Source organism: Martinezella miluonensis (assembly GCF_900094545.1).
In the GTDB taxonomy this organism is placed as follows: domain Bacteria; phylum Pseudomonadota; class Alphaproteobacteria; order Rhizobiales; family Rhizobiaceae; genus Rhizobium; species Rhizobium miluonense.
Map to the genome: position 1 here is coordinate 209841 of NZ_FMAH01000001.1, position 25454 is coordinate 235294.

At 61.1% G+C, this 25454-nt stretch carries 24 protein-coding genes; 17 read left to right on the forward strand and 7 right to left on the reverse strand.

Features of this window, described 5'->3' with window-relative positions:
- The first annotated feature begins 20 nt into the window (after window positions 1–20).
- The 4 genes from lptB to ptsN all read left to right on the forward strand — a co-directional run bounded on the left by lptB (window position 21) and on the right by ptsN (window position 3941).
- On the forward strand, window positions 21–812 hold the full coding sequence (gene lptB, locus GA0061102_RS01035; protein WP_092843664.1) for an LPS export ABC transporter ATP-binding protein: 792 nt from the start codon (window positions 21–23) through the stop codon (window positions 810–812).
- A gap of 195 nt (window positions 813–1007) precedes the next feature.
- Entirely contained in the window at window positions 1008–2564 is a 1557-nt protein-coding gene (gene rpoN / locus GA0061102_RS01040) for an RNA polymerase factor sigma-54 (protein WP_092843195.1), read from the forward strand.
- Between the two features lie 250 nt (window positions 2565–2814).
- Window positions 2815–3390: a ribosome hibernation-promoting factor, HPF/YfiA family gene (hpf, locus tag GA0061102_RS01045; RefSeq protein WP_004120733.1), complete on the forward strand. Its 576-nt coding sequence runs from the start codon at window positions 2815–2817 to the stop codon at window positions 3388–3390.
- 86 nt (window positions 3391–3476) lie between these two features.
- Window positions 3477–3941, forward strand: coding sequence for a PTS IIA-like nitrogen regulatory protein PtsN (gene ptsN / locus GA0061102_RS01050; RefSeq protein ID WP_004120731.1), 465 nt, complete (start codon window positions 3477–3479; stop codon window positions 3939–3941).
- A 258-nt stretch (window positions 3942–4199) separates the two neighbouring features.
- Here the strand turns inward: ptsN and grpE are convergent, their stop codons facing one another.
- On the reverse strand, window positions 4200–4841 hold the full coding sequence (grpE, locus tag GA0061102_RS01055) for a nucleotide exchange factor GrpE (RefSeq protein ID WP_092843197.1): 642 nt from the start codon (window positions 4839–4841) through the stop codon (window positions 4200–4202).
- A 214-nt stretch (window positions 4842–5055) separates the two neighbouring features.
- Here grpE and GA0061102_RS01060 point away from each other — a divergent pair, with 214 nt between their 5' ends.
- The gene (locus GA0061102_RS01060) at window positions 5056–5490 is read left to right on the forward strand and encodes a GFA family protein (RefSeq protein ID WP_092843199.1); all 435 of its coding nucleotides are present in this window, start codon (window positions 5056–5058) and stop codon (window positions 5488–5490) included.
- Between the two features lie 24 nt (window positions 5491–5514).
- On the opposite strand, the gene hrcA is transcribed toward GA0061102_RS01060, so the two are convergent.
- Window positions 5515–6603, reverse strand: a complete 1089-nt coding sequence (hrcA, locus tag GA0061102_RS01065) for a heat-inducible transcriptional repressor HrcA (protein WP_092843201.1) — start codon at window positions 6601–6603, stop codon at window positions 5515–5517.
- A gap of 172 nt (window positions 6604–6775) precedes the next feature.
- On the opposite strand from hrcA, the gene rph reads away from it, so the two are divergent.
- From rph to hemW, 4 genes are all read left to right on the forward strand, one after another.
- Window positions 6776–7492, forward strand: coding sequence for a ribonuclease PH (gene rph / locus GA0061102_RS01070; RefSeq protein WP_092843203.1), 717 nt, complete (start codon window positions 6776–6778; stop codon window positions 7490–7492).
- Between the two features lie 196 nt (window positions 7493–7688).
- Window positions 7689–8105, forward strand: a complete 417-nt coding sequence (locus GA0061102_RS01075) for a VOC family protein (protein ID WP_092843205.1) — start codon at window positions 7689–7691, stop codon at window positions 8103–8105.
- Between the two features lie 11 nt (window positions 8106–8116).
- Window positions 8117–8761: an RdgB/HAM1 family non-canonical purine NTP pyrophosphatase gene (gene rdgB / locus GA0061102_RS01080; protein ID WP_092843666.1), complete on the forward strand. Its 645-nt coding sequence runs from the start codon at window positions 8117–8119 to the stop codon at window positions 8759–8761.
- Between the two features lie 36 nt (window positions 8762–8797).
- On the forward strand, window positions 8798–9973 hold the full coding sequence (hemW, locus tag GA0061102_RS01085) for a radical SAM family heme chaperone HemW (RefSeq protein WP_092843668.1): 1176 nt from the start codon (window positions 8798–8800) through the stop codon (window positions 9971–9973).
- Window positions 9974–9987: 14 nt separating this feature from the next.
- On the opposite strand, the gene GA0061102_RS01090 is transcribed toward hemW, so the two are convergent.
- Window positions 9988–10911, reverse strand: a complete 924-nt coding sequence (locus GA0061102_RS01090; protein WP_092843207.1) for a DMT family transporter — start codon at window positions 10909–10911, stop codon at window positions 9988–9990.
- Window positions 10912–11067: 156 nt separating this feature from the next.
- Between GA0061102_RS01090 and gcvA the strand changes: the two genes are divergently transcribed.
- Window positions 11068–11964: a transcriptional regulator GcvA gene (gene gcvA / locus GA0061102_RS01095; RefSeq protein WP_208858594.1), complete on the forward strand. Its 897-nt coding sequence runs from the start codon at window positions 11068–11070 to the stop codon at window positions 11962–11964.
- Between the two features lie 140 nt (window positions 11965–12104).
- Here gcvA and dnaA read toward each other — a convergent pair whose 3' ends face one another.
- From dnaA to mutM, 4 genes are all read right to left on the reverse strand, one after another.
- Window positions 12105–13655 (reverse strand): chromosomal replication initiator protein DnaA, encoded by a 1551-nt coding sequence (dnaA, locus tag GA0061102_RS01100; RefSeq protein WP_092843212.1) that lies wholly within the window; start codon window positions 13653–13655, stop codon window positions 12105–12107.
- Window positions 13656–14529: 874 nt separating this feature from the next.
- Window positions 14530–14805 (reverse strand): 30S ribosomal protein S20, encoded by a 276-nt coding sequence (rpsT, locus tag GA0061102_RS01105; RefSeq protein ID WP_004108374.1) that lies wholly within the window; start codon window positions 14803–14805, stop codon window positions 14530–14532.
- 192 nt (window positions 14806–14997) lie between these two features.
- On the reverse strand, window positions 14998–15771 hold the full coding sequence (locus GA0061102_RS01110; protein WP_092843214.1) for an enoyl-CoA hydratase: 774 nt from the start codon (window positions 15769–15771) through the stop codon (window positions 14998–15000).
- Between the two features lie 34 nt (window positions 15772–15805).
- A complete protein-coding gene (mutM, locus tag GA0061102_RS01115; protein ID WP_092843215.1) occupies window positions 15806–16696 on the reverse strand; it encodes a bifunctional DNA-formamidopyrimidine glycosylase/DNA-(apurinic or apyrimidinic site) lyase in 891 nt (296 codons plus the stop codon).
- A gap of 246 nt (window positions 16697–16942) precedes the next feature.
- On the opposite strand from mutM, the gene ubiE reads away from it, so the two are divergent.
- The 7 genes from ubiE (at window position 16943) to GA0061102_RS01150 (ending at window position 25273) form a co-directional block, all read left to right on the forward strand.
- Window positions 16943–17719 carry a bifunctional demethylmenaquinone methyltransferase/2-methoxy-6-polyprenyl-1,4-benzoquinol methylase UbiE gene (ubiE, locus tag GA0061102_RS01120; RefSeq protein WP_092843217.1) on the forward strand — a complete coding sequence of 259 codons (777 nt, stop codon included), beginning with the start codon at window positions 16943–16945 and terminating at the stop codon, window positions 17717–17719.
- A gap of 62 nt (window positions 17720–17781) precedes the next feature.
- Window positions 17782–19356 (forward strand): 2-polyprenylphenol 6-hydroxylase, encoded by a 1575-nt coding sequence (gene ubiB, locus GA0061102_RS01125; RefSeq protein ID WP_092843218.1) that lies wholly within the window; start codon window positions 17782–17784, stop codon window positions 19354–19356.
- Window positions 19357–19553: 197 nt separating this feature from the next.
- A complete protein-coding gene (locus GA0061102_RS01130; protein ID WP_092843220.1) occupies window positions 19554–21137 on the forward strand; it encodes an aromatic amino acid lyase in 1584 nt (527 codons plus the stop codon).
- A gap of 27 nt (window positions 21138–21164) precedes the next feature.
- Window positions 21165–22547, forward strand: a complete 1383-nt coding sequence (locus GA0061102_RS01135; RefSeq protein ID WP_092843221.1) for a dihydroorotase — start codon at window positions 21165–21167, stop codon at window positions 22545–22547.
- Window positions 22547–23821, forward strand: a complete 1275-nt coding sequence (locus GA0061102_RS01140; RefSeq protein ID WP_092843223.1) for a Zn-dependent hydrolase — start codon at window positions 22547–22549, stop codon at window positions 23819–23821. The genes GA0061102_RS01135 and GA0061102_RS01140 overlap by 1 nt, the downstream gene beginning before the upstream one ends.
- Window positions 23822–23824: 3 nt before the next feature.
- On the forward strand, window positions 23825–24925 hold the full coding sequence (locus tag GA0061102_RS01145) for a thiohydantoin desulfurase (RefSeq protein ID WP_092843225.1): 1101 nt from the start codon (window positions 23825–23827) through the stop codon (window positions 24923–24925).
- A gap of 18 nt (window positions 24926–24943) precedes the next feature.
- Window positions 24944–25273: a TfoX/Sxy family protein gene (locus GA0061102_RS01150; RefSeq protein ID WP_092843226.1), complete on the forward strand. Its 330-nt coding sequence runs from the start codon at window positions 24944–24946 to the stop codon at window positions 25271–25273.
- Window positions 25274–25454: the final 181 nt, after the last annotated feature.

Here is a 25454-nt window from a genome sequence, read left to right on the forward strand (position 1 = left end):
TCGTGACAACATCAACCACCATCCTACCCGGCGTGCCCGGACCGTCTTCTGCGACATCGGGCACACCGGCCGCGGATAAAGCGCGTTATCAGGGCACCCTGATCGCGCGTGGCCTCACCAAGACCTACCGCACCCGGCGCGTCGTCAACGGCGTTTCGCTGGTGGTACGGCGCGGTGAAGCGGTTGGTCTGCTCGGGCCGAATGGCGCCGGCAAGACCACCTGTTTCTACATGATTACCGGGCTGGTGCCGGTGGATGAAGGTACGATCGAGATCGACGGCAACAATGTCACGTCGATGCCGATGTATCGGCGTGCAAGGCTTGGCGTCGGCTACCTGCCGCAGGAAGCCTCGATCTTCCGTGGCCTGACGGTGGAACAAAACATCCGCGCCGTGCTCGAAGTTCACGAGAAGGACAAGGCGAAGCGCGAGCACAAGATCGACGAGTTGCTGGAAGAATTCCACATCCGCAATCTGCGCACGGTGCCGGCCATCGCACTCTCGGGCGGCGAGCGGCGGCGCCTGGAAATCGCCCGCGCGCTGGCGACCGACCCGACCTTCATGCTGCTCGACGAACCTTTTGCCGGCGTCGACCCGATTTCGGTCGCCGACATTCAGAACCTCGTCCATCACCTGACGGCGCGCGGCATCGGCGTGTTGATCACCGACCACAATGTTCGCGAAACGCTCGGCCTGATCGATCGCGCCTACATCATCCATGCCGGCGAAGTGCTGACCCATGGCAGAGCCAACGATATCGTCAGCAACCCCGAAGTCCGCAAACTCTATCTCGGTGATAATTTCAGCCTTTGATAGGCTGAAATTCGACCAGCTTACCCTTTAATATTATAGAAGCCCGGCGCGTTGCCGAAATCTATCTTCGCTTCACAGTTCCGCTTGACCAAAACCTATAAAAACGCAATTTTTGGGCCAATTGGAATTTCGCGAAGATCTTGGTGATGAAAAACGCGAATTCCCGAAAAGTTCAAGGGGAGTTCCGCGTCCGCCATGGCACTATCGGCCAATCTTTTCCTGCGCCAAAGCCAAAGCCTGGTGATGACACCGCAACTGATGCAATCCATCCAGTTGCTGCAGATGACGCATTTTGAGCTGACCCAGTTCATCGCCCAGGAAGTCGAGAAGAACCCGCTGCTGGAATTTGCGTCAAATGACGAGGATTTGGGCGGTGATGGCGATCGCGAGGCAAAGAGCGATCCTTTCGAAGCGCCGGGCGATAGCCGCAACGACAGCGCCGAAGGCGGCGCGGATGATCTTGCGAGCGACTGGTATGAAAGCGACAACACCGGCAACGCCGACAGGCTGAGCAACGAGCTGGACGCCAATTTCGGCAATGTCTTTTCCGACGACGCAAGTCCGCAGCGCGCGGACGCGCCCGAACTGCTGAGCCAATGGAAATCCATGCCCGGCGGTGAAGCCGGTGAAAGCTACGATCTGGACGATTTCGTCGCCGGTCAGGTGTCGCTGCGCGACCATCTGAACGAACAGATCCCATTCACACTTCCTGCCTTTGGCGACCGGCTGATTGCGCAGCATCTCGTCGACCAGCTCGACGATACCGGCTATCTGCTTGCCGATCTTAACGAAACGGCAGAGCGCCTCGGCTCGACCCTCGGTGATGTGGAGCGTGTCCTCGATGCCTTGCAGCTCCTCGAGCCTCCGGGCGTTTTCGCCCGCTCCCTCAGCGAATGTCTGACCATCCAGCTTCGCCAGAAGGATCGCTTCGATCCGGCCATGGAACGACTGGTCCAGAACCTGGAACTTCTGGCACGGCGCGATTTCGCGACGCTGAAACGGCTCTGCGGCGTCGACGAGGAAGACCTGCTCGACATGATGGCGGAAATCCGCCAGCTGAACCCGAAACCCGGCAGCGGATTCGAGACCGGCATCTCCGAGGCTATCATGCCCGATATCGTCGTGCGCCCGTCCGCCGACGGCAGCTGGCTGGTGGAGCTCAATCCCGATGCCCTGCCGCGCGTGCTGGTGAGCCAATCCTATTTCGCATCCGTGTCCAAGACCAGCCAGGACCACGCCTTCCTTTCCGAATGCCTGCAGAGCGCCAATTGGCTGACCCGCAGCCTGGACCAGCGCGCCAAGACGATCATGAAAGTCGCGAGCGAAATCGTGCGGCAGCAGGACGCTTTCCTGATCCATGGCGTCGATCATCTGCGGCCGCTCAATCTGAAAACCGTGGCCGATGCCATCAAGATGCACGAATCGACCGTCAGCCGCGTAACCTCGAACAAGTACATGCTGACGCCGCGCGGGCTGTTCGAACTCAAATATTTCTTCACGGTTTCGATCAATGCCGTCGAGGGCGGCGATGGCCATTCCGCCGAAGCCGTGCGCCACAGGATCCGCCTGCTGATATCGAACGAAACCCCGGATGCGGTTCTGTCGGACGACGATATCGTCGATACGCTGAAAAAGGGCGGCATCGAGCTTGCTCGCCGCACGGTTGCGAAATACCGCGAAGCCATGAACATCCCCTCGTCCGTACAGCGACGCCGAGAGAAGCGCGCTCTGGCAAAAGTCGCCGGTTTCTGACGATTGATGAAACGCAACCCTGGGATGCGGATCCCCTAACAGTCCGTTAAGATGCAGTTGACTTTCGGATGTGGCAGAGCTAGAAGCCCGCCGCAATCGCTGCAGGACAGCACGACCATGACACTTATCCCCATCATCGCGAAGGCGGCCGATATACGCAATTTGTCTTTGACCGCGTGAAGTGCTTGGATGAGCTTGAGGCTTGGCGTAAACTGGTACGCGCAATAACCACTACAAGAAGGGAAACTCCATGAGTGTGCGTGTCTCCGGTAAACATATGGAAATTGGTGACTCCTTCCGTCAGCGGATTGAGGACCAGATCGGTATGGCCGTGACGAAATACTTCGACGGGGGGTATTCGGGTCAGGTAACTGTACATAAGTCCAGCTCGCGCTTTGCGGCCGATTGCAAGCTTCATCTCGACAGTGGCGTGGTATTGCATGCTGCCGGCGAAGCCATGGACCCGCAGCTTGCCTTCGACGCGGCGTCCGAGCGTATCGAAAAGCGTCTGCGACGCTACAAACGCAAACTCAAGGACCATCAGGCCAGCAATCACGCAAACGGTCATATCGAAGTCGCCTACACCGTCATGGACGGCGTACCGGATGACGACGAAGAGGTCCCAGCCGATTTTGCGCCGGCGATCGTTGCCGAAAGCACGAAACAACTGAAGACCATGTCGGTCGCGACCGCCGTGATGGCGCTCGATATGACCGACGAGCCGTTGCTGCTCTTCCGCAGCCCGGGCAAGGAACACTTGAACATCGTCTACCGTCGACAGGACGGTAACATTGGCTGGATAGACGCGGCCAATATCAAAGGCTGAGAATAGAAGAAGAGCGGCGACTGTGCGTAAGTCAGCCGGCCGCCGCTCCCCGTTATCGGTTCTCGGCGACACGAAGGATAAAGAGAATGGCATTGGCAGATTTGCTACACCAAGATGCGATCATCCCCGCCTTGAAGGCAAATTCCAAAAAACAACTGCTTCAGGAGCTGGCAGCCAAGGCCTCCAAACTGACCGGACTACCGGAACGCGAGATCTTCGATGTCGTGCTGCAGCGTGAGCGTCTGGGCTCCACCGGCGTCGGCAACGGCATCGCCATCCCGCACGGCAAGCTTGCCAGCATCAAGTCCATCGCAGGGATTTTCGCGCGCCTCGAGGCGCCGGTCGATTTCGAGGCACTGGACGACCAGCCCGTCGATCTCGTCTTCCTGCTGCTCGCGCCCGAAGGCGCAGGCGCCGACCACCTCAAGGCACTCTCCCGCATCGCCCGCGTTTTGCGAGACCAGGATCTGGTCGCGAAGCTACGCGCCACGGAATCGGCCTCGGCAATCTACGCATTCCTCAATGAAGAACAGGCCTCCAACGCCGCCTAAAGCGCGTCGCGATCTTTCAGATTCGCTTCTCGCGCTTTAGGTCTTTTGATTTTGCGCATGTCGTTGTCGCAAAACCGCTGCACACTTTTGCGCGACATGCTTTAACGGCCTGGATCGCATCGGACCAAGGCAAAAATAAGAGCCGGATGATCTGAAATCATCCGGCTCTTATTTTTTGTTGGAGCAATTCCAGGAAAAATGCGCAGCGGCTTTCCGTCCGGAATTGCGTAAAAACTGAACCGCTCTGGGGTGCGACGATCAGGCGTCTTTTTCGTCGAGCGGGCTGTTGCTGCCGCCGTCGGCATTCTCGACGACTTTCGGGCCGCCCTTGGCAACGCCGACCATAGCCGGGCGCAGAACGCGGTCGCCGATGACGAAGCCGGCCTGGACCACCTGTACGACCGTATTGTTCGGCACCTCGGGGTTCGGCACTTCGAACATGGCCTGATGGAAATTGGGATCGAACTTCTGCCCGATCGGCTCGAGCTGGCGCACGCCATGGCGCTCCAGAGCCGAAAGCATGGAACGCTCGGTCATCTCCACGCCTTCGATCAGCGTGCTCAGGCCGGCATCGGCACCAGCACGCGCCTCTGCCGGAATGGCGTCCAGCGTGCGGCGCAGGTTGTCTGCCACTGCGAGCATGTCACGGGCGAAGCTTGCCACGGAATAGGATTTGGCATCCTTCACATCGCGCTCGGTGCGGCGGCGAAGATTGTCCATCTCGGCGGCAAGGCGAAGATAGCGATCACGCAGTTCGCCGTTCTCGGCCTTCAGCAGCTCAACCGGATCGGGCTGAGACGGTTCCGCCATATCAACGGCTTCCGCTGCATCCTGCGCGAAATTCGCTGAAGTGTCGGCCGCCGTAGCGTCAGGTCCGGTTTTCGTTGTTTCGTCGGTCATGACGGTCTCCGAATTGCTTTGTCTTTTGGATGTGCCCGATATCGAGGTTTAGCCGGAAAAAATCAAGGCTTTGTCGAGAAGAACAGCCAATTCGCAGCATTGCGGTCACAGCAAGATACCCGTTCGGCCAAGATGCCACTGAGGATGTCGGCTGTTCAGTGCCATTCCATGATGATATGCTAAAATACATCTCAGCCAGCGTGGGGTGTGATCGATGTCTAATGGCAAATCCCTTTCAGGCAAGTGTTTCTGCGGCGCAGTCGAGATTGCAGTCGATGGCGAGCCAATGGCGATGGGTTACTGTCATTGCGACTCCTGCCGGGAATGGTCGGCGGGGCCGGTCAACGCCTTCTCGCTCTGGCCGCCGCAAGCGGTTCACATTACCAAGGGCGCGGACAAGATCGGCAGCTACCAGAAAACCGAGAAGAGCGTGCGCAAGTGGTGCACGGTCTGCGGCGGCCATCTCTTGACCGAGCATCCGCCGTGGGGCGTAACCGACGTCTACGCCGCCGTCCTTCCCGACCTCGATTTTCAGCCGGCGCTGCACGTCAACTACGAGACGACGGTGCTGCATCTAAAAGACGGGCTACCGAAGCAGAAGGATTTTCCGGCTGAGATGGGCGGATCCGGAACGCTGCTTCCCGATTGATCGCTGCCGTCAGATCCCCTCTCGTCACATCCCGGGCCGCGATAGCCTCGAGATCAGCTGCGCCGTGTAATCCACCATGGGCACGATGCGGGCATAGTTCAACCGCGTCGGGCCGATGACGCCGACCGCACCGACAATGCGATCATCCTCGTCGCGATAGGGTGCAACGATGAGCGAGGAGCCGGACAGCGAGAAGAGCTTGTTTTCCGAGCCGATGAAGATGCGCACGCCCGGGCCGCTTTCGGCAAGGTTGAGGATCTCGATGAGACTGTCCTTCTTTTCGAGGTCGTCGAAGAGCAGGCGAAGGCGATCCAAATCCTCGGCGCCGCCAACCTCTGCCAGCAGATTGGCGTGGCCGCGCACGATGAGTTGCGTCGGCTTGCCGTCGTCTTCATCGCCCGACAGCACGGCGATGCCGCGCTCGACCAGCTCATGCGAAAGACTATCCAGCTCGCTGCGAACACTATCCTTCAGGTTCTGCAGTTGCCGGCGCAATTCCGGCAAGGTCTGACCCGTCATATGGGCGTTGAGGAAATTGGCGGCTTCCGTCAGCTGCGACGAGGTGACGCCGGCGGGCAATTCGATGATGCGATTTTCGACCTGGTCGTGATCGCCGACCAGCACTGCAAGCGCCTTGGTCGCCTCCAGGCGGATGAATTCCACATGCTTCAGGATGGGATCGCTCTTGGAGGTAATGACGAGACCGGCGCCGCGCGAAATGCCCGAGAGCATGCGGCTTGCCTCCGTCATGACCGACTCCATCGGCTGGTCGCGATGGCTGCCGCGTACCTGACGGTCGATGCTGGCGCGGTCCTCGGCCGAGAGATCGCCGACCTGCATGAAAGCATCGACGAAGAAGCGCAATCCGACCTGGGTCGGCAGCCGGCCGGCACTGATATGCGGTGAATAGATCAGCCCGAGCTCTTCGAGATCGCTCATGACATTGCGCACGGAAGCCGGCGAAAGCGACATCGGCAGCAGGCGCGAGAGGTTGCGCGAACCGAGCGGCTCGCCATTCTCCAGATAGCCTTCGACGATGCGGCGGAATATTTCCTTGGAGCGTTCGTCGAGCGCAGCAATGACATCCGAAACCGACGATGTCGTGAATACCATTTCGCTGCCAAATCCATTCCGTTGAGCCTTAGCGAAAATATAATCATTCGGTTAGCAATCGCAAAAGGGAAAAATGCGCTCCTCGCCGCACCAGGGCTTTTCAACCTGCTTTTCCTTTGCAAAAGCGGCTTATGGGTCGTAGAAGCGGTCAACGAACTTTCAGGAGAGTGGGATGCGGCCTTCAGGCAGAAAAACCGATCAGATGCGCAAGGTGTCGTTCGAGCGCAATTTTTCCAAGCATGCGGAAGGCTCGTGCCTGGTGAAGTTCGGCGATACGCATGTGCTCTGCACGGCAAGCCTGGAAGACAAGACGCCGCCATGGCTGCGCAATAGCGGCAAGGGCTGGGTCACGGCCGAATACGGCATGCTGCCGCGCGCAACCGGCGAACGCATGAAGCGCGAGGCTGCAGCCGGCAAGCAAGGCGGCCGCACGCAGGAAATCCAGCGTCTCATCGGCCGCTCACTGCGCGCCGTTGTCGACCTCAAGGAATTGGGCGAGCGGCAGATCACCGTCGACTGCGACGTCATCCAGGCTGATGGCGGCACCCGCACCGCGTCGATCACCGGCGGCTGGATCGCGCTTTACGACTGCCTGAAGTGGATGGAAAGCCGCAACATGCTCAAGGTCGAGCGCGTGCTCAAGGACCACATCGCCGCCATCTCCTGCGGTATCTTCGCCAGCCAGCCGGTGATCGACCTCGACTACCTCGAGGACTCCTCGGCGGAAACAGACGCCAACTTCGTCATGACGGGCAAGGGCGGCATCGTCGAAATCCAGGGAACGGCTGAGGGTACACCGTTCAGCGAAGAGGAATTCGCCACGCTGATGGGCCTTGCCAAGAACGGCATCGCCGAGCTGGTGGCATTGCAGAAGCAGGCAATCGCCTGAGGACATCGGCAAATGCGAAACCTGTGGCTTGCCCCTCATCCGGCCTATCGGCCACCTTCTCCCCGTCCGCACGGAGAGAAGGGGCAAGACGCACCTTCCAGCATCTCTCCGCTGCACTGGGATTGGAGGGCGATTGGGATGAGATCGTCCCCTCTCCCCGCCTGCGGGGAGAGGGCTAGGGTGAGGGGCTAGCCCGATGAGCAATGCGACACTCGGAGGTATCCTTGAAACCGCGCTCTACGCGGACGATCTCGATGCTGCCGAAGCCTTCTATGGCGGTATTCTCGGGCTGGAGAAAATCTCGCGCGGCGGCAAGCGTCACGTCTTTTATCGTTGCGGACCAGGCGTGCTTTTGATCTTCAACAGCGAGGAAACAGTGAAGCCGCATGAACCGGGCGCCCTGCCCGTGCCACCGCATGGCACCAAGGGTGCCGGCCATGTCTGCTTCCGCGTCGATGGCGACGAGATCGAGGCAACGGCGCAGAAGCTGAAAGCTGCCGGCATCGCCATCGAAGCCGATTTTCACTGGCCGAACGGCGGCCGTTCGATCTATTTCCGCGATCCGGCCGGCAACAGCCTGGAATGCGCCGAACCCCGCATCTGGGGCCTATGACGGGACAAGACATGCGCAAGCTCGACACCAAGACCATCGTCGTCGCCAGCCACAATGCCGGCAAGATCCGCGAGATACAGGACCTGATCGGCCCCTTCGGCTTTACCGCCAAGTCGGCCGCCGACCTCAATTTTATCGAGCCGGATGAAACGGGCACGACATTCGAGGAAAACGCCACGATCAAGGCGCTCGCCTCGGCACATGCCTCCGGCCTGCCGGCGCTGTCCGACGATTCCGGCCTGGTGATCGATGCGCTCGGCGGCGATCCGGGCGTCTATACCGCCAATTGGGCTGAGACGCCTGACGGGACCCGCGATTTCGCGATGGCGATGCAGAAGGTCGAAACGGCTCTCGAAAAGGCCGGCGCCACCTCTGCGGAAAGCCGGAGGGCGCGCTTCGTCAGCGTACTTTGCCTCGCCTGGCCGGACGGGCATACCGAGCTTTTCCGCGGTGAGGTCGAAGGCACCGTTGTCTGGCCGCCGCGCGGCGGCCAAGGCTTCGGCTATGATCCGGTTTTCAAGCCTGAGGGATACGAGACCACCTTCGGCGAGATGAGCGCCGACCAGAAGCATGGCTGGAAGCATGGCGATTCGCACGCGCTGTCGCATCGTGCCCGAGCCTTCAAGGTCTTTGTCGAAACCTGTCTGGAGGCGTAAGCTTACTTCGTGGAGATCGTGGATACGCAGGACCTGATGCGCGGAGCGCAATTGCTACCTGATACCGGCGAACCCGGTTTCGGCGTTTATGTGCATTGGCCTTTTTGCGCGGCCAAATGTCCCTATTGCGATTTCAACAGCCATGTCCGTCACCAGCCGGTCGACCAGGAACGTTTCGCTGCCGCCTTTCTAAAGGAAATGGCGACGATGCGGATGATCAGCGGCCCGAAGACGGTAACCAGCGTCTTCCTTGGCGGCGGCACGCCGTCGCTGATGAAGCCGGAAACTGTGGGCGCGATCCTCGATGGCATTGCCAAGACCTGGCATATGCCCGATGGCATCGAGATCACCATGGAAGCCAATCCCTCGAGCGTCGAGGCGGAGCGCTTTCGCGGCTATCGTGCGGCCGGCGTCAACCGCGTGTCGATGGGCGTACAGGCGCTGAACGACCGCGACCTGAAATTTCTGGGGCGCCTGCACGATGTCGCCGATGCACTGAAGGCGATCAAGCTGGCGCGCGAGATCTTCCCGCGCATGTCCTTCGACCTCATCTATGCCCGTCCGAACCAGACCGTCGAGGAATGGGAACGCGAGCTGAAGGAGGCAATCTCCTATGCGGTCGATCACCTCTCGCTCTATCAGCTGACGATCGAGGAAGGCACGCCCTTCTACGGCCTTCACAAGGCCGGCAAGCTGATCGTGCCAGACGGCGATCAATCGGCACTGCTCTATGAGGCGACACAGGAGATTACCGAGCGCGAGGGCATGCCGGCTTATGAGGTCTCCAACCACGCGCGTCCCGGCGCCGAGAGCCGGCATAATCTCACCTATTGGCGCTATGGCGACTATGCCGGCATCGGCCCCGGCGCTCATGGCCGGCTGACGCAAGGCCCACAGAAACTCGCGACCGCTACGGAGCGAAAGCCAGAGAGCTGGCTTGAAATGGTCGAGCGCGACGGTCACGGCATGATCGACCAGGAAATGCTCGGCTTCGACGAACAGGCCGACGAATTGCTGCTGATGGGCCTGCGGCTCCGGGAAGGCGTCGATCTCGCCCGCTGGCAGCAGCTTTCCGGCCGCGATCCCGATCCTCAGCGCGAGGCGTTTTTACTGGAACACGGCTTCATAGAGCGGATCGGCAATTCCCGCCTGCGCTGCACGCCGACGGGAATGCTGGTTCTCGACTCGGTGGTCGCCGACCTCGCCTGCTGAACTGACGCGGCGCGCTATTGCGCTGTCACCCGCCGTCTCCCAAGGGCAAGCAACCTTCCATCGATCGCCGCAAGGCCGAGCGCAATCAGCGCCATGCCGATGAAATGCTTCGGCTGGAGGCTCTCGCCGAGAACGAGCGCCCCAAGCAGGATCGCGCTGACGGGGATGAGGAAGGTCACCAGCATCAGGTTTGTGGCGCCGGCCGTGGCCAGAATGCGGAAGAACAGCACATAGGCGACGGCGGTCGACAGAATGGCGAGACCGGCGAGCGCCAACCAGGTTTCCCCCGACGGCACTGCAAGCGTCCATGGGTGATCGATGAAGAGCGCAATCGGCAGAAGCATTATGGCCGAGCCCGTCACCTGACCGGCGGCGGGAATGATGGGCGCCAGCCCCATGCGGCGGAAGCGACGACCGAATATGCCGGCCAACGAATAGCTGAAAGCGGCACCCAGCACGGCGAGCTGCGCCAGCACGTTGGAGCCGAGGCTCGCCAACACGGACGGGCCGATCATCAAAGCCACGCCGGCGAAGCCGACGATGACGCCGATCAGGCGATTTCCTGTCATCTTCTCATCCGCCGTCAGGAAATGCGCAACGACAACGGCAAACAGCGGCGTCGTGGCGTTGAGGATCGAGGCGAGGCCACTGGCAATATGCGTCTGGCCCCAGACTATGAGCAGGAAGGGAATGACGTTGTTGAGAAAACCCATTCCGAAGAAGGCGAACCACGCCTGACGATCTCTTGGCATCGAATGCCCGGTCGCTCGCACGATGATGTTCAAGGCGATTGCAGCCAGCCCAACGCGGGCTGTGACGATGGTGAAGGGCGGAAGCTCATGCACCAGAATGCCGTTGAACAGGAAGGAGCCACCCCAAAGAATGGATAGGCCCACCAACAAGCTCCACTCGACTGCGCCCATGGATTTCTGCAGCATGAGATCATCTCCAGCATTTTTTCAATTGAGTTTTACTTACTGATGGCATGGCTTGACATCATTGCCAACCATTCGAATTACTGGAATAATCTCGCGATACAGGGGCTCTGACAAACGAGTCTTTTTCGAAGAATGATTTAGCTGAACTCAATCATCATGGATCAATTGCCGTCCCTTTCGGCGCTGCGCGCCTTCGAAGCTTCAGCTCGGCATCTCAGCATGACGCTGGCCGCAAACGAGCTGCATGTGACACCGGGCGCCATCAGCCTGCAGATCCGCGATCTCGAAAGCTCGCTCGGCGTGCGGCTCTTCGAACGGCGGGCGCGCAGCCTTGCCCTGACGACGGACGGTGCAGAATATTTCGCAACGATGCGGACGGCTTTTCGTCTCATCCGCGAGGCGACCGCGGCGCTCGCCATGCGCTCGAAGGACACCGTATTGACCCTCACCTGCACCGCCGGCTTTGCAACGCATTGGCTGGTGCCGCGGCTGCGACGCTTCGAGGAGGCGCACTCCGACATCGATCTCCGGATCAGCGCCTCGCATCGAATGATGGATTTCCAGCGGGATGGAATAGACATCGCCATTCGCCATGGCCTTGGCGGCTATGAGGGATTGGCGAGCGAAAGGCTGCTCGATGACGAATATGTGCCGATCTGCACGCCCGAGATGGCAGCAGCGCTTGGCACCTCCCCTGCGGTCGATACTCTCGCCAATCTGACCCTGATCCACGACGTCTATCGACGGGATTGGGAACTCTGGCTGCAGGCTGCCGGCGCAACATGCGTGGACGCCATGCACGGACCGGTCTTTACCGATGGCATGGGCGCCTATCACGCCATGAAGGCGGGGCTCGGCGTGGCGCTGATGCGCCGCTCCTTCGTGGAGCAGGAATTGGCTGATGGTACGCTCGTTGCGCCCTTCCCGATCGGGTTGGCGAGCGCGCTCGCCTATCACCTCGTCTATCCCCCCGGCGCACTGGAGCGGCCAGCGATTGCGGCCCTGCGCGCCTGGCTGTTCTCCGAGGTTTCGCACACCACGCCACCGGCGTAGATCGGCGTGTGCTTTCAGAGGCGACAACGATGCCGGATGGGCCGCTGCGCCTTCGCCTATGACCCACGAGCAAAGCGCACAAAAGAAACGGCCGGCGGTTAGGCCGGCCGTAAACATCGAGGGAATGCCGATCGCGAGGCTTACTCGTTGATCAGGCGCTTTAGCAGCTCGATCTCGTGCGACAGCTTGCTGTCACCGGAGATCAATTCCTCGATCTTGCGCACTGCGTGCAGAACCGTGGTGTGATCACGACCACCGAAGCGGCGGCCGATCTCCGGGAAGGAGCGCGGCGTCAGTGTCTTTGACAGATACATGGCGATCTGGCGCGGCTTGACGATGACGCGCGTGCGGCGGTTGGAAACCAGCTCCTGACGCGAGACATTATAGTGGCGCGCAACGATGCGCTGGATGTCTTCGATGCGGACGCGACGCGGCTCGCCGGAGCCGACCAGGTGCGCAAGCAACTCGTCAACACGCTCGACCGTCAGATTCGGTTCGAAGGAACGGCGGAAGATGAGCTGGTTGAAGGCGCCTTCCAGTTCGCGACCGCTTGCCGTGACATTGCGAGCGACGTGAGAAAGGAGTTCCGCCGGGATTTCCAGCGACGGATCGTCCTGACGGGCGGCATCCAGGCGGCGCTTGAGGATTTCAAGGCGCATTTCATAGTCCGGTGCCTCAACTTCGATCGCAACACCGCCCTGAAGACGCGAACGAACGCGCGGATCGAGCGATTCCAGCTCCCAGGGAGCACGGTCGGCGGCAACGACGACCTGCTTGGCGCTGTCGAGCAGCATGTTCAGCAGATGGCAGAACTCGTGCTGGATCATCTTGCCCTGCAGGAACTGCATGTCGTCGATGATAAGCAGGTCGATATTGCGCAGCGAGTCCTTCAGCGTCAGCGCGTCATTGTCGCGGATCGCTGTTGCAAAGCGCCACATGAAGTATTCCGCGGTCAGATAGACCACACGCAGGCCGCGCGGGTTCTGAACGGCTGCATTGGCGATCGCCTGCAGAAGGTGCGTCTTGCCAAGGCCGACCGTCGCGTGAACGAAGAGCGGATTGAAGCGCACGGCGCCGGAACCCGCTTCTGCGATGGTCTTGGCAGCGGCAAGGCTGACGCGGTTCGAGCTGCCTTCGACAAAAGTATCGAAGGTGAAGCGGGAATCGAGCGGCGAGCCGAACAATGGCGAGCCTGCAGTCGCAGGCCGAGCAGCTGCAGCCGCACTCACCGCCTGAGCGGCGGCCTGGCCGGCCGGTTGTGCAACCGCGCGTCGGATCGGCGCAACAGCAGCCTGATCCGGCACGGCGGCCTGTTCTTCGGCGGACGGCTTCGTACCATGACGGGCCGCGGTGCGCACCAGAATCTCGACCTTCAGAACTTCTGCGTCCTCAGCCTGAAAAAGGCTGGTGATCAGATCAAGATAACGATTGTTGATCCACGACTTCAGAAAAGTCGTCGGAACGGTAAGGCGAACGACGCTCTTGGATACCGAGTGAAGCTTGAGCCGCGCAAACCAGCTGGCATAGACATCCGGGCCAACCTGAGCCTTCAAGCGCGCGCTGACGCGCTCGAACAATACACCTTGCGCCACGTCTCCCTTTTTCCCCGCCGCTTCTAGGCAAACCGCACCGAACGCCTGTGCATTGTCCCCATTTTCCAACGCACCTGCCGCTCTCGTATGAATCTGCATATAATGCCGCCTTCCACAGTCTCTTGCGGGGCAAGGCAGCCATAGCGCCATCGCCCCTGGGTCTTCGCCAAGGTATGGTGGTCGCGCTCGTTGTCCAAGCTGCGCCGCATACCGGTTCATCAGCCGAGCCCAACCAGTGGGCTTTACAGGAACACTATGGCGAAAACCGTTCTTCAAAACGGTCTTCGTCCCGGTCTCTGTAGCAGGAGCATCAGTCGGCCCTCGTATTCCGACCGGCTGCCCCACGGCTGTCAACTTTATCTCCCCTCCCCACAGCCACGTCATAGACCTGGGCCGTAAAGAACAGACAAGCTACCTCGTTCCGCAAGCGTTGCCGCTCCCGGCTTTAACTCGTCAACTGTTTGAAAAAACGAAACTGAACCGCTCCGTCACAAGAGACAAAACCACCCGCGCCGCCGTTAATGACGGTGTTCGCCAAAAGCCGTTTAAGGTGAAATCCGCGCCCCTTGTTGAAATGCATTTAGGCAGGATCGAGGGGAGATATCAACGATGAATTTTACACAAAATTAAGAGGCAGCCATTGACTCGGGAGGCCATATTTGACTGTCACAAGGCCTTCAAAAAAGAATCGCTGTTGAATCAAAGAGATTCCCGTTCGGCGCGATTCTCACAGCTTTCGAAACAAAAAAAATAAAAATTCCCTTGACTCACTTGTGAGCCGGCAATGCGTCACGCAGATCACGCAGCGCTGAGATATCCTGCCATAACCCTTTGTTTTCAAAAGTATATTTCTGTCACGCCAATGACATGATCAGGCAGTCGATTTCGGCAATGCGGCAATTTTTTGGCTGAATCCAAAAAGCCCGGCACAAGGGCCGGGCTTAAATGTAACGATCAAACCGTTAATGGAAAGTTAGGCGGTCGGAGCCGAAAGGGCTTTCACACGCTTGGCAAGGCGCGAAACCTTGCGGGAAGCAGTGTTGGCGTGAAGCACGCCCTTGGTGGCTGCGCGAGCCAGTTCCGGCTGAGCAGCGACGAAAGCTGCCTTTGCGCGATCTGCATCACCCGATGCAATGGCTTCTTCGACCTGGCGGACGAACGTGCGAACGCGCGAGCGACGAGCCTTGTTGACATCGGTGCGGCGGGCGATCTTGCGGGTCGCTTTTTTCGCCGAGGTAGTATTGGCCATGTATGCCTCTCTTAGAATTCGAACAAAACTCCATCGTTGCAGCGCGGGCCCTGCGGCCACTTCATCCAGCAATGCGGGAGCAATTGCGGAAAACCAGAGCGGCTTTCCAAACTGTGGCGGGCATATAGCCGGAATGAGCCCCGGCGTCAACGCGGATTCTTGCCGAAGGCTCGTAATTCCGGATTCTGGTCCTCATCGGTTCTTGAAGGCCGGCTTGCGCTTTTCGACAAAGGCAGCCATGCCCTCCTTCTGGTCTTCCGTTGCAAACAGGCTGTGGAACAGGCGGCGCTCGAAGCGCAGTCCTTCTTCCAGCGTGGTTTCCTGGGCGCGGTTGACCGCTTCCTTGGCCATCAGCACCGAGGGGCGCGACAGCGACGCGATCTTGGCGGCAGCGGCCAGCGCCTCGTCCAGCAGCTTGTCGGCCGGTACGACGCGCGCCACAAGGCCCGAACGCTCCGCTTCAGCGGCATCCATCATTCGGCCAGTCAAGACTAGATCCATTGCCTTGGCCTTGCCGACGGCGCGCGTCAGACGCTGCGAACCGCCCATGCCGGGGATGACGCCAAGCGTAATTTCCGGCTGGCCGAACTTCGCGGTCTCGGAGGCAATGACGAAATCGCACATCATGGCGAGCTCGCAGCCACCACCGAGCGCAAAGCCGCTGACCGCGGCGATGACCGGCTTGCGTGACTTGGCGATCTCGTCCCAACCGCTGAACAAGTCACTCTTATAGGCGTCCATGAAATCGAGAGACTGCATTTCCTTGATATCGGCACCGGCGGCAAACGCCTTTTCCGAGCCCGTAAGCACGATCGCGCCGATGGCGTCATCGGCGTGCAAAGCCGCATAGGCCTGCTTCAGCTCCGCGAGCACGGTGGAATTCAGCGCGTTCAACGCCTGCGGACGATTGAGCCGGATGAGGCCGACGGCCCCGTGTGTTTCGACGATGAGGGTTTCGTAAGCCACTTGTCTCTCCCTTTGATCAGCTTTGGCCCTTCAATCAGCCTTGGCAGGCGGCGCAATAGAAAGAGGAGCGCCCTGCCTGGACGATGCGACCGACCGTACCGCTGCAACCCGGCGTGCTGCAAGGCTGCGCTTCACGATCGTAGACGGAAAACGAATGCTGGAAATAGCCGAGCGAGCCGTCGGTCTGGATATGATCACGCAGCGACGAGCCGCCTGCGGCGATCGCATCGGCAATGACCTCACGGATAGCGACGACCAGCCTCTGCAGCGCCTCGCTCGGCTTGCCGCTATCGGTGACCAGCGTGCCGGCAGCGCGCAGCGGCGACAGATGCGAGCGCCATAGCGCCTCGCAGACATATATATTGCCGAGACCGGCGATATTCTTCTGATCGAGCAGCGCGCTCTTTAACGGCTGCGCCTTGCCAGCGAAACGCTTAGCCAAGTAATCGGCTCCGAGTTCGTTGCCCGTGGGTTCCGGTCCAAGATCGCGGAAGAAGGGATGGCTGACCATGTCGGTCCGTTTGACGATGTCCATGAAGCCGAAGCGGCGCGGGTCGTTATAGATGACGCGTGCATCATCGCCGGCGCCCGTCAGATGAAAGACGACATGATCGTGCTTCTCATCCTTCGAGCGTGGATGATGGAAGGTTCCGAGCGCGTCGGCGGATGCGCCAGCTTCCACCCGGAACGAGCCGGACATACCGAGATGCGAGACGATGGTCATGCCGTCGTCGAGGTCGATCAGTAGATATTTGGCGCGGCGAGACAGCGACGTGATGCCGCGCCCGGACACCGTACGGGCGAAATCGGCCGGGAACGGAAAGCGCAGATCGCTGCGGCGCAGCTCCAACTCCTTCAGAACGGCGCCTTCCATGGAAGGCGCGAGCCCTCGTCGGACGGTTTCGACCTCTGGTAATTCCGGCATGGCTATCCATCTTTATGTTTCAACCGCTTATGATCTGAGCTATAGCCCAGGGCATTGCGGCTGGTGATCAGGCTGATGAGATAGCGTGGCAAACGCGATTTCGCTATGGTCCGCCGCGGAATACTGCATAATTCCTGAGATCGGAATCGATTTAAGTACAAAATTATGCAGCAGATTTAATGTGCTACAGCGACCTTTGCGCGTCACATATGACGCGCGGCGCTGTCGTGTAACGGAGTTGAGCCGATGGCAGAAAGCCGCACCTCCGCCGATGGCGGCATGGAAACATCCTATGGTTTCCGCGAAGTAGCCGATGGCGAAAAGCAGGGCCTCGTCAACGAGGTGTTCCACAAGGTTGCCAAGCGCTACGACGTCATGAATGACGTCATGTCCATGGGCATGCACCGCGCCTGGAAGGACGCGATGATTGCGGCGCTCAACCCGCGCAAGGAAGAAAATTACAAGGTGCTCGACGTAGCAGGCGGCACGGGCGATATCGCCTTCCGTATCGTCGAAGCCTCCAACCGGCTGGCGCATGCAACCGTGCTCGATATCAACGGCTCGATGCTTGCTGTCGGCGCCGAGCGTGCCGCGAAGAAGAAACTCTCGGACAACCTCACCTTCGTCGAGGCGAATGCAGAGGAACTGCCTTTCGAGCCGAATTCGTTCGACGCCTATACGATCGCCTTCGGCATCCGCAATGTGCCGCGTATTGATGTCGCGCTGAAGGAAGCCTATCGCGTGCTGAAGCGCGGCGGCCGGCTCCTTGTCCTCGAATTCTCCGAGGTCGACCTGCCGCTGCTCGACCGCGTCTATGACACATGGTCCTTCAATGCCATCCCGCGCTTCGGCAAGGCGATAACAGGCGACGCCGAACCCTATCAGTATCTGGTCGAATCGATCCGCAAATTCCCGAACCAGCAGAATTTTGCGACGATGATCCGCGAGGCCGGCTTCTCGCGCGTGAGCTTCACCAATTATACCGGCGGCATTGCTGCCCTGCACTCCGGCTGGAAGCTCTGAAGTATGATGTCGAGCCATGTGACGCGGCTGACGGCCTCCACTCTCCGAGACCTTGAGGTGCTATGAGTGCTTTCAGCGCATATTTCGGCCTGATCCGGGTCGGCTGGGTGCTCGTGCGCGAAGGCGTGGTGATTGCGCTCCCCTCCGAGGGGCTGCCGCCTTCCGTCAGCTTCGCAAAGTCCTTCGTCAGCATCTTCGCCCGCAGGAAGGCCAAGAGCCAGGCCCGCAGCGACCGGCTTGCAAAGGCGGTCGAGCGGCTCGGCCCGTCCTATGTGAAGATCGGCCAGTTCCTGGCAACGCGACCGGATGTCGTCGGCGTCGATATGGCCGACGACCTGTCACAGCTCCAGGACCGCATGGCCTTCTTTCCGCATGATATGGCAACGGCTGCGATCGAAGCATCGCTCGGCCGGCGGATCGACGATCTCTATGCCAGCTTTGGCGAGCCGATTGCCGCCGCTTCCATAGCGCAGGTGCACACCGCCGAAGTCGAGACACCTCAGGGCCGCAAGCGGGTCGCCGTCAAGGTGGTCAGGCCGGGCGTGCGCCAGCGCTTCGTCAACGATATCAAGGCGATGTACCTCGTCGCGGGGCTGCAGGAGCGCTTCATGCCCTCCAGCCGGCGCCTTCGGCCGGTGGAAGTGACGAAGACGCTCGAGCAGACGACGAAGGTCGAGATGGATCTGCGGCTGGAGGCGGCCGCACTTTCGGAAATCGCCGAGAACACCGAGAAGGATCCCGGCTTCCGCGTTCCGAAGGTGGATTGGGAGCGCACCGGTCGCGACGTCATCACCATGGAGTGGATCGACGGCGTGAAAATGTCCGACGTCGAGGGGCTGAAGGCTGCCGGACACGACCTCAATGTGCTCGCCGATGCGCTGATCCAGTCCTTCCTTCGCCACACGCTGCGCGACGGCTTCTTTCACGCCGACATGCATCCCGGCAATCTCTTCGTCGATGCCGCCGGCATGATCGTCGCCGTCGACATGGGCATCGTCGGCCGCTTGGGGCGCAAGGAACGCCGCTTCCTCGCCGAAATCCTCTACGGCTTCATCACCCGCGATTACATCCGGGTCGCCGAGGTGCATTTCGAGGCCGGCTACGTGCCTGCCCACCACAACACGGAGAGTTTTGCGCAGGCCATCCGCGCGATCGGCGAGCCGATCCATGGCCAGCCGGCCGAAACCATCTCCATGGGCAAGCTTTTGACCCTGCTCTTCGAAGTGACCGAACTCTTCGATATGGAAACGCGGCCCGAGCTGGTCATGCTGCAGAAGACCATGGTCGTCGTCGAAGGCGTGTCGCGCATGCTCAATCCGCGCTTCAATATGTGGAAGGCTTCCGAACCGGTCGTCGGTGACTGGATCCGCACCAATCTGGGTCCCAAGCGCATCATGACCGATCTGAAGGATGGCTTGAAGGCAGCTGTGAAGCTCGCCGAAGCGGCACCCGAGATCGCTGCCAAGACCGAGAAATTCCATCATGAACTGCTGCATATGAGCGAGAACGGCCTGCGTTTCGACCCGCAGACGGCGGAAGCGATCGGCAAGGCCGAGGCCAAGCACAGCCGCTCCGGCCGCTTTGCGCTGTGGGTGATTGCGCTGACGCTGCTCTACATCGCCTGGCATTCGAGCTGATCCCCGAAGTTCTTCTTCGCGCCCCCTGCCCGCGTTTCGCCTCTCCAAGCCTATATATCCGTGCAAACACAGAGTTGCGCGTCGGACGAACTCGTCCGAAAATTCACCGGCACGCCACAGATCGAGGTGTTCGTCATTTGGGATATCCCATTGACGATGAGGCTCGCATAGCCTTGCGAAAAAGGAGACCAAAAGACATGGAGCGTCAGAGAGCCGGCATCGAGCTCAGCGGGCAACCCCTGGGGTTCAGCGACCTGGTGCGGATCGGGGCGGGCGTCGCCCTGCCCTCGGCATCGGAAAACGGCATGGCCCGGGTGCGCCTGGCACGAAGCATTCTGGAAAACACGATTCAGTCAGGCATGCCGGTCTACGGCTCCACGACCGGCGTCGGCGCCATGAAGGATGTCGAATGGTCTCCTGAAGATCTCGATGCGTTCAATCTCGGCCTCGTGCGCGCTCATCATTTCGGCACGGGCGCCCCCTTCTCCATGTCCGTCGTGCGCAATGCCATGGCAATCCGTGTCAACACGGCGCTGACGGGGCAAGTCGGCTGCTCGCAGGAGCTGATCGAAGCCTATCTGCAGCTGCTTGGCGCCGACGTCATTCCTGTGGTCCGCCGTACGGGCTCGATCGGCTGCGCCGATATCGGCCTGATGGGCCAGATCGGCGCGGTTCTGACCGGGGTCGGCGAAGCCGTCTATCGCGGCCGCCGCATGCAGGCCGGCGATGCCTTCGATGCTGCCGGCATCGCCCCCGTCAGGATGCTGCCGCGCGACAGCCTGGCCTCGCTCAGCGTCAATGCCGTCAGCTTCGCCGCGGCCGCGGAAACCACCCGCAATGCCGCCTCCTCGATCCGCGTGCTGCTTGCGACCGGCATGATGGCAGCCGGCGCACTCGGCACTTCGCGCGATCCCTGGATTTCGGTGCGCCATGTCGGCACGCCGCGCGAAGCGTTGATCGGCGCGTGGCTCTGCAACGCCTCGGACGAGTGGCCCTGGCCGGTGGCGACCCATGTGCAGGACCCGCTGAGCCTGCGCATGATCGCCCAGGTCTTCGGCGCCGTCATCGAAAACCTGCTGACCGCCGGCCACAAGATCCTTGCCGCGACTGGCCGCTCGGACGACAATCCGGTCATCGTCGACGGACGCGTCATGACATCAGGCGGTTCTCTTCCACTCGATGTCACCATTCTGCTTGAAGGTGCGCTGATCTGCATGGCGCATGCCGCCCGCAACGCCTTCAATCGCTGCGTCCTGCTCGGCAACGGCCAGCGGCGCGGCCTGCCGGTCAATCTCGTGCCGGATGGCCGGATCGCCACCGGCTTTGGCCCGATCATCAAGCTTGCCGGCGAAATCTTTTCGCGCGTGCTCTCCATGTCCAATCCGGTCTCGGCGCAGTCGCTGGTGGTTGCAGCTGGAATGGAGGACGAGGCGGCCTTCCTGCCGTTGGTTATCGAGCGCTTCGAGCGGCAGATGCGGGCGCTGAAGCGCCTGGCGGCGCTGGAAGCCCTGCTTTCGGCGCAGGCAATGGACATCCTCGGTGACAAACCGGAAGGTGTTGCGCGCATGCTCTACGACGTCGTGCGCAAGCATGCCGACTTCTATGTGGTCGACCGACCTCTTTCGGCCGAAGTCGAGGCGATCGAGGAGGAACTTGCTTCCGAGGCCTTCGTTTCGGAAATGATCGCCCATAAGCCGATCCTCGCCTATGATGACTTCTTCGCGCTCGGCTCGCTGGAGCGGGTCGAAGAGCGGCTTTATCACGACACCGTTGCTATCTGAACCAACCGACCAGCGGAGAGAATGCACATGGCGGATTTCGATCTTGTTCTGCAGGGCACCGTCGTCTTGCCGGAACGCATCGTGGAAGCGGGCTATGTCGCGGTGCGCGACGGCAAGATCGCCGAGATCGGCATCGGCGTGCCGCCGGCCGCACGCGAGCGGCATCTGCTCGGCAAGGCGCTGATCCTGCCCGGCGCGATCGACGCGCAGGTGCATTCGCTCTCGCAGAAGGACCAGGAAGATTTCATCTGGTCGACACGCTCGGCGGCCGCAGGCGGCGTCACCACCATCGTTGATATGCCCTATGACGAAGGCAATCTCGTCTGCTCGGCAGCGGCGGTGAAGAAGAAGATCGACCATGCCGCGCCGCAATCCCGCGTCGATTTCGCCCTTTACGGCACGATCGACCCGGAAGAAGGCCCGGCGCGCATCGCGGAGATGGTCGAGGCGGGCGTTGCCGCCTTCAAATTCTCGACCTTCGGCACCGATCCGAAGCGCTTTCCGCGTATCCCACCTGCCCTGCTTGACGCCTGCTTTGCCGCGATCGCCCCGACGGGCCTGACCGCGGGCGTCCATAATGAGGATGACGAAGCCGTCCGCACCTACATGGAGCAGGTGAAGGCGAGCGGCGTGACCGACTATCGCGCCCACGGCCTTTCCCGCCCGCCGATCACCGAGCTGCTCGCCATGCACACGATCTTCGAGACGGGTGCGGATACGGGTTGCTCGGCCCATGTCGTGCATTGCTCGCTGGGGCGCGGCTACGACATCGCCCGCGCCTATCGCCGCGACGGCTTCGAAGCGACGGTCGAATGCTGTATCCACTATCTGACGCTCGACGAGGAAAACGATGTGCGGCGTCTTGGCGGCAAGGCGAAAATTAATCCGCCGATCCGCCCGCGCGCCGAAGTGGAAACCTTGTGGCGTAAGGTAGCGGAAGGCAATGTCTGGCTGGTCTCGACCGACCATGTCAGCTGGTCGGAAAACCGCAAAACCAATCCGGACATGCTGGCAAACGCTTCCGGCGTGCCGGGACTGGAGGTCATGGTGCCGCTCTTCGTCAAGGGTGCCCTGGAACGCGGCGTGCCGTTGACCTGGGCGGCGAAACTGATGGCGGAAAACCCGGCCAAGCACTTCCGCCTCGACCATATCAAGGGCGCGCTGACGCCAGGCAAAGACGCCGATATCGTCGTGCTGGAACCGCGCGAAACGGTCTATGACGCCGCTGCAAGCGGCAACAACGTCGTCGGCTGGAGCCCCTATAATGGCATCCGTCTGCCCTGGACGGTGTCCGCCGCCTACCTTAGAGGCAAACAGATCACCGAGGGACAGAAGGTGCTGGCCGAACCCGGCTCCGGCAGCTTCGTCCGTCCCTTGCCTCGCCAAATTCTTGCCGGAGATGCTGCCTAATGACCGAACCCAAGCGCCACAACCTGCCCGTCAACGCCGACCGCATCGCCGAGGACATCGATGCACTGGCTGGTATCACCGAGCCGGGCCACCCCTGGACGCGCCGCGCCTTCTCGCCGCTTTTCCTCGAAGGACGCGCCTATATCGAGGCGCGCATGAAGGCAGCCGGGCTCACGACGCGGATGGATGCCGCTGGCAATCTGATCGGCCGGCGCGCGGGCACAAAACCCGGCCTCGGCACGATCCTTGTCGGCTCGCATTCCGACACCGTTCCCGATGGCGGCCGCTTCGACGGCATTGCCGGCACGATTGCTGCTCTCGAAGTCGCGCGTTCCCTTGGGGATCGCGGCATCGAGCTCGACCATGATCTGGAGATCGTCGATTTCCTCGCCGAAGAAGTCAGCATCTTCGGCGTATCCTGTATTGGCAGCCGCGGCATGACTGGGCAGATCCCCGAGGCGTGGCTCACGCGCACCAGCGGCAACCGTACGCTTTCGCAAGGCATTGCAGAAGTCGGCGGCGACCCTTCGGTGCTACTTGCCCAGAAACGCCCGGATCTTGCCGGCTTCCTGGAACTGCATATCGAGCAGGGTCCCGTGCTGGAGGCCGAGAACAAGGACATCGGCATCGTCACCGCGATCGCCGGCATCACCCGCATCGAAATCACCGTCGAAGGCCGCGCCGACCATGCCGGCACGACACCGATGGATCGCCGAGCCGACGCGCTGGTGGCCGCTTCGCAGCTCGTGCTCGACATCCGGAGCCGTGCCGCTGAACAGGCGAAGACGCCTGGCCATTTTGCCGCCACGGTGGGCGAATTCCGCATCGAGCCGAATGCCGCCAATGTCGTGCCGTCCAAGGTCGTGCTGCTGATCGACGGCCGCGCCGAAATCCGCAGCGACATGGAAGATTTCCTGGCCTGGATCGACGGCGAGGTGAAGACCATTGCAGCCGATTTTGGCGTGACGATCAATGCGCCGGTGCGCGTCTCCGACAACATGCCGACGCCGGGCGCCCCTGTGCTGCTGGAAACGCTCGAGCGCGCCTGCGAGACTGTCGGCGCCAAGCATTGCCGCATGGCCTCCGGCGCCGGCCACGACACGGCCTGGATCGCCAAGGTCGCGCCTGCCGCCATGATCTTCGTGCCCTGCAAGGAAGGCCGCAGCCATTGCGCCGAGGAATGGGCCGAGAATGACGACATCGCCATGGGCGCCGCCGTGCTCTTCGAAGCGGTGCGCGACATGGACAAGAACCTCAAACAGAACCGGGAGTAGTCAATGGGACGGGTACTCGTTGCCAAGGATGTGGAAGCGGCCGTCAAGGGCGGCTCCGTTTATGCGGCAGGCGGTGGCGGCTGGGCCGATCACGGCCGCATGCTCGGCTATGCGGCCGTCAATGTCGGCAAGCCGGAGCTGGTGTCGATCGACGAACTCAACGACAATGACTGGATCGCCACGGCAGCCGCCATCGGCGCGCCGGCCTCCACGACCCCCTGGGAAATGCAGGGCATCGACTACGTGAAAGCCGCACAGCTGCTGCAGGACGAGCTTGGCGAGAAGCTTTCCGGCCTCATCATCGGCCAGAACGGTAAGTCCTCGACGCTGAACGGCTGGCTGCCATCGGCCATCCTCGGAACGAAGGTGGTGGATGCCGTCGGCGATATCCGCGCGCATCCGACGGGCGACATGGGCTCGATCGGCATGGCGGGTTCGCCCGAGCAGATGATCCAGACCGCCGTCGGCGGCAATCGCGCCGAGAATCGCTATATCGAGCTTGTCGTGAAGGGTGCGACGGCGAAGATCTCGCCGATCCTGCGCGCGGCATCCGATCAGTCCGGCGGCTTCATTGCCTCCTGCCGCAACCCGCTGCGCGCCTCCTATGTCCGCACGCATGCGGCACTTGGCGGCATCTCCATGGCGCTCTCGCTCGGCGAGGCGATCATCGAGGCGGAAAAGAAGGGCGGCGGCGCCGTCATCGACGCCATCTGCAAGACCACCGGCGGCCATATCCTGGCCGAAGGCACGATCACCAAGAAGGATGTCGTCTACACGAAGGAAGCCTTCGACATCGGCACTGTCACGGTCGGCAGCGGTGACAAGGCCGTGGTCATGCATGTCATGAACGAATACATGGCCGTCGAGGATACCGGCGGCAAGCGCCTCGCGACCTTCCCCTCCGTCATCACCACGCTGTCGCCGGAAGGCGAGCCCTTGAGCGTCGGCCAGTTGCATGAGGGCATGAAGGTTTTCATTCTACATGTGCCGATGGACATCATTCCTCTGTCCGCCAGCGTGCTTGATCCGACCGTCTATCCCTCCGTCGAAAAGGCCATGGGGATCGAGATCGCGAAATACGCGCTGGCCGGCAAGAAGGGCTGAGAAGCGCAGGAGGCTTGAATGGCCCGCGACGCCGGTCTTGAAGAATTGCTGAGAGAAGAGCTCGGGCAAAGGCCCGGGCTCAACGAGAAAGCGATGTTCGGCGGCTGGGCCTTTCTGCTCAACGGCCACCTGCTTTGCGGTGCCCGGGAAGACGGGATGCTGATCCGCCTCGGCAAGGGTAACGATGCCTGGGCGCTCGAGCAGCATGGTGTCAAACCAATGATGTCGGGCAACCGTGAAATGCAGGGATGGGTGCGCGCCGGGTCGGAGGCCTTTGGCAACGATATGCTGCGCAAGCGGCTGCTTCTGGCCGCGCTGAATTTCGTCGAAGGCCTGCCGCCGAAATGAATGAGTATTGAAGAACACTCCTCTTCTCCCCAGCTGGGAGAAGATGTCCGTGAGGACAGATGAGTGGGTGAGCGACGATGGAGCGAATGTCTGAGCGGTAAGCGAAGAGGGCACATGCCGCGCCACCCCCTCATCCGACCCTTCGGGCCACCTTCTCCCCAGGGGGAGAAGGGGAGATTAT

Coding starts and splice junctions, on each gene's coding strand:
- rpoN (WP_092843195.1), top strand. CDS start 1,008: ATGGCACTATCGGCCAATCTTTTCCTGCGCCAAAGCCAAAGCCTGGTG.
- hpf (WP_004120733.1), top strand. CDS start 2,815: ATGAGTGTGCGTGTCTCCGGTAAACATATGGAAATTGGTGACTCCTTC.
- ptsN (WP_004120731.1), top strand. CDS start 3,477: ATGGCATTGGCAGATTTGCTACACCAAGATGCGATCATCCCCGCCTTG.
- grpE (WP_092843197.1), bottom strand. CDS start 4,841: ATGACCGACGAAACAACGAAAACCGGACCTGACGCTACGGCGGCCGAC.
- GA0061102_RS01060 (WP_092843199.1), top strand. CDS start 5,056: ATGTCTAATGGCAAATCCCTTTCAGGCAAGTGTTTCTGCGGCGCAGTC.
- hrcA (WP_092843201.1), bottom strand. CDS start 6,603: ATGGTATTCACGACATCGTCGGTTTCGGATGTCATTGCTGCGCTCGAC.
- rph (WP_092843203.1), top strand. CDS start 6,776: ATGCGGCCTTCAGGCAGAAAAACCGATCAGATGCGCAAGGTGTCGTTC.
- GA0061102_RS01075 (WP_092843205.1), top strand. CDS start 7,689: ATGAGCAATGCGACACTCGGAGGTATCCTTGAAACCGCGCTCTACGCG.
- rdgB (WP_092843666.1), top strand. CDS start 8,117: ATGCGCAAGCTCGACACCAAGACCATCGTCGTCGCCAGCCACAATGCC.
- hemW (WP_092843668.1), top strand. CDS start 8,798: ATGCGCGGAGCGCAATTGCTACCTGATACCGGCGAACCCGGTTTCGGC.
- GA0061102_RS01090 (WP_092843207.1), bottom strand. CDS start 10,911: ATGCTGCAGAAATCCATGGGCGCAGTCGAGTGGAGCTTGTTGGTGGGC.
- gcvA (WP_208858594.1), top strand. CDS start 11,068: ATGGATCAATTGCCGTCCCTTTCGGCGCTGCGCGCCTTCGAAGCTTCA.
- dnaA (WP_092843212.1), bottom strand. CDS start 13,655: ATGCAGATTCATACGAGAGCGGCAGGTGCGTTGGAAAATGGGGACAAT.
- rpsT (WP_004108374.1), bottom strand. CDS start 14,805: ATGGCCAATACTACCTCGGCGAAAAAAGCGACCCGCAAGATCGCCCGC.
- mutM (WP_092843215.1), bottom strand. CDS start 16,696: ATGCCGGAATTACCAGAGGTCGAAACCGTCCGACGAGGGCTCGCGCCT.
- ubiE (WP_092843217.1), top strand. CDS start 16,943: ATGGCAGAAAGCCGCACCTCCGCCGATGGCGGCATGGAAACATCCTAT.
- ubiB (WP_092843218.1), top strand. CDS start 17,782: ATGAGTGCTTTCAGCGCATATTTCGGCCTGATCCGGGTCGGCTGGGTG.
- GA0061102_RS01130 (WP_092843220.1), top strand. CDS start 19,554: ATGGAGCGTCAGAGAGCCGGCATCGAGCTCAGCGGGCAACCCCTGGGG.
- GA0061102_RS01135 (WP_092843221.1), top strand. CDS start 21,165: ATGGCGGATTTCGATCTTGTTCTGCAGGGCACCGTCGTCTTGCCGGAA.
- GA0061102_RS01140 (WP_092843223.1), top strand. CDS start 22,547: ATGACCGAACCCAAGCGCCACAACCTGCCCGTCAACGCCGACCGCATC.
- GA0061102_RS01145 (WP_092843225.1), top strand. CDS start 23,825: ATGGGACGGGTACTCGTTGCCAAGGATGTGGAAGCGGCCGTCAAGGGC.
- GA0061102_RS01150 (WP_092843226.1), top strand. CDS start 24,944: ATGGCCCGCGACGCCGGTCTTGAAGAATTGCTGAGAGAAGAGCTCGGG.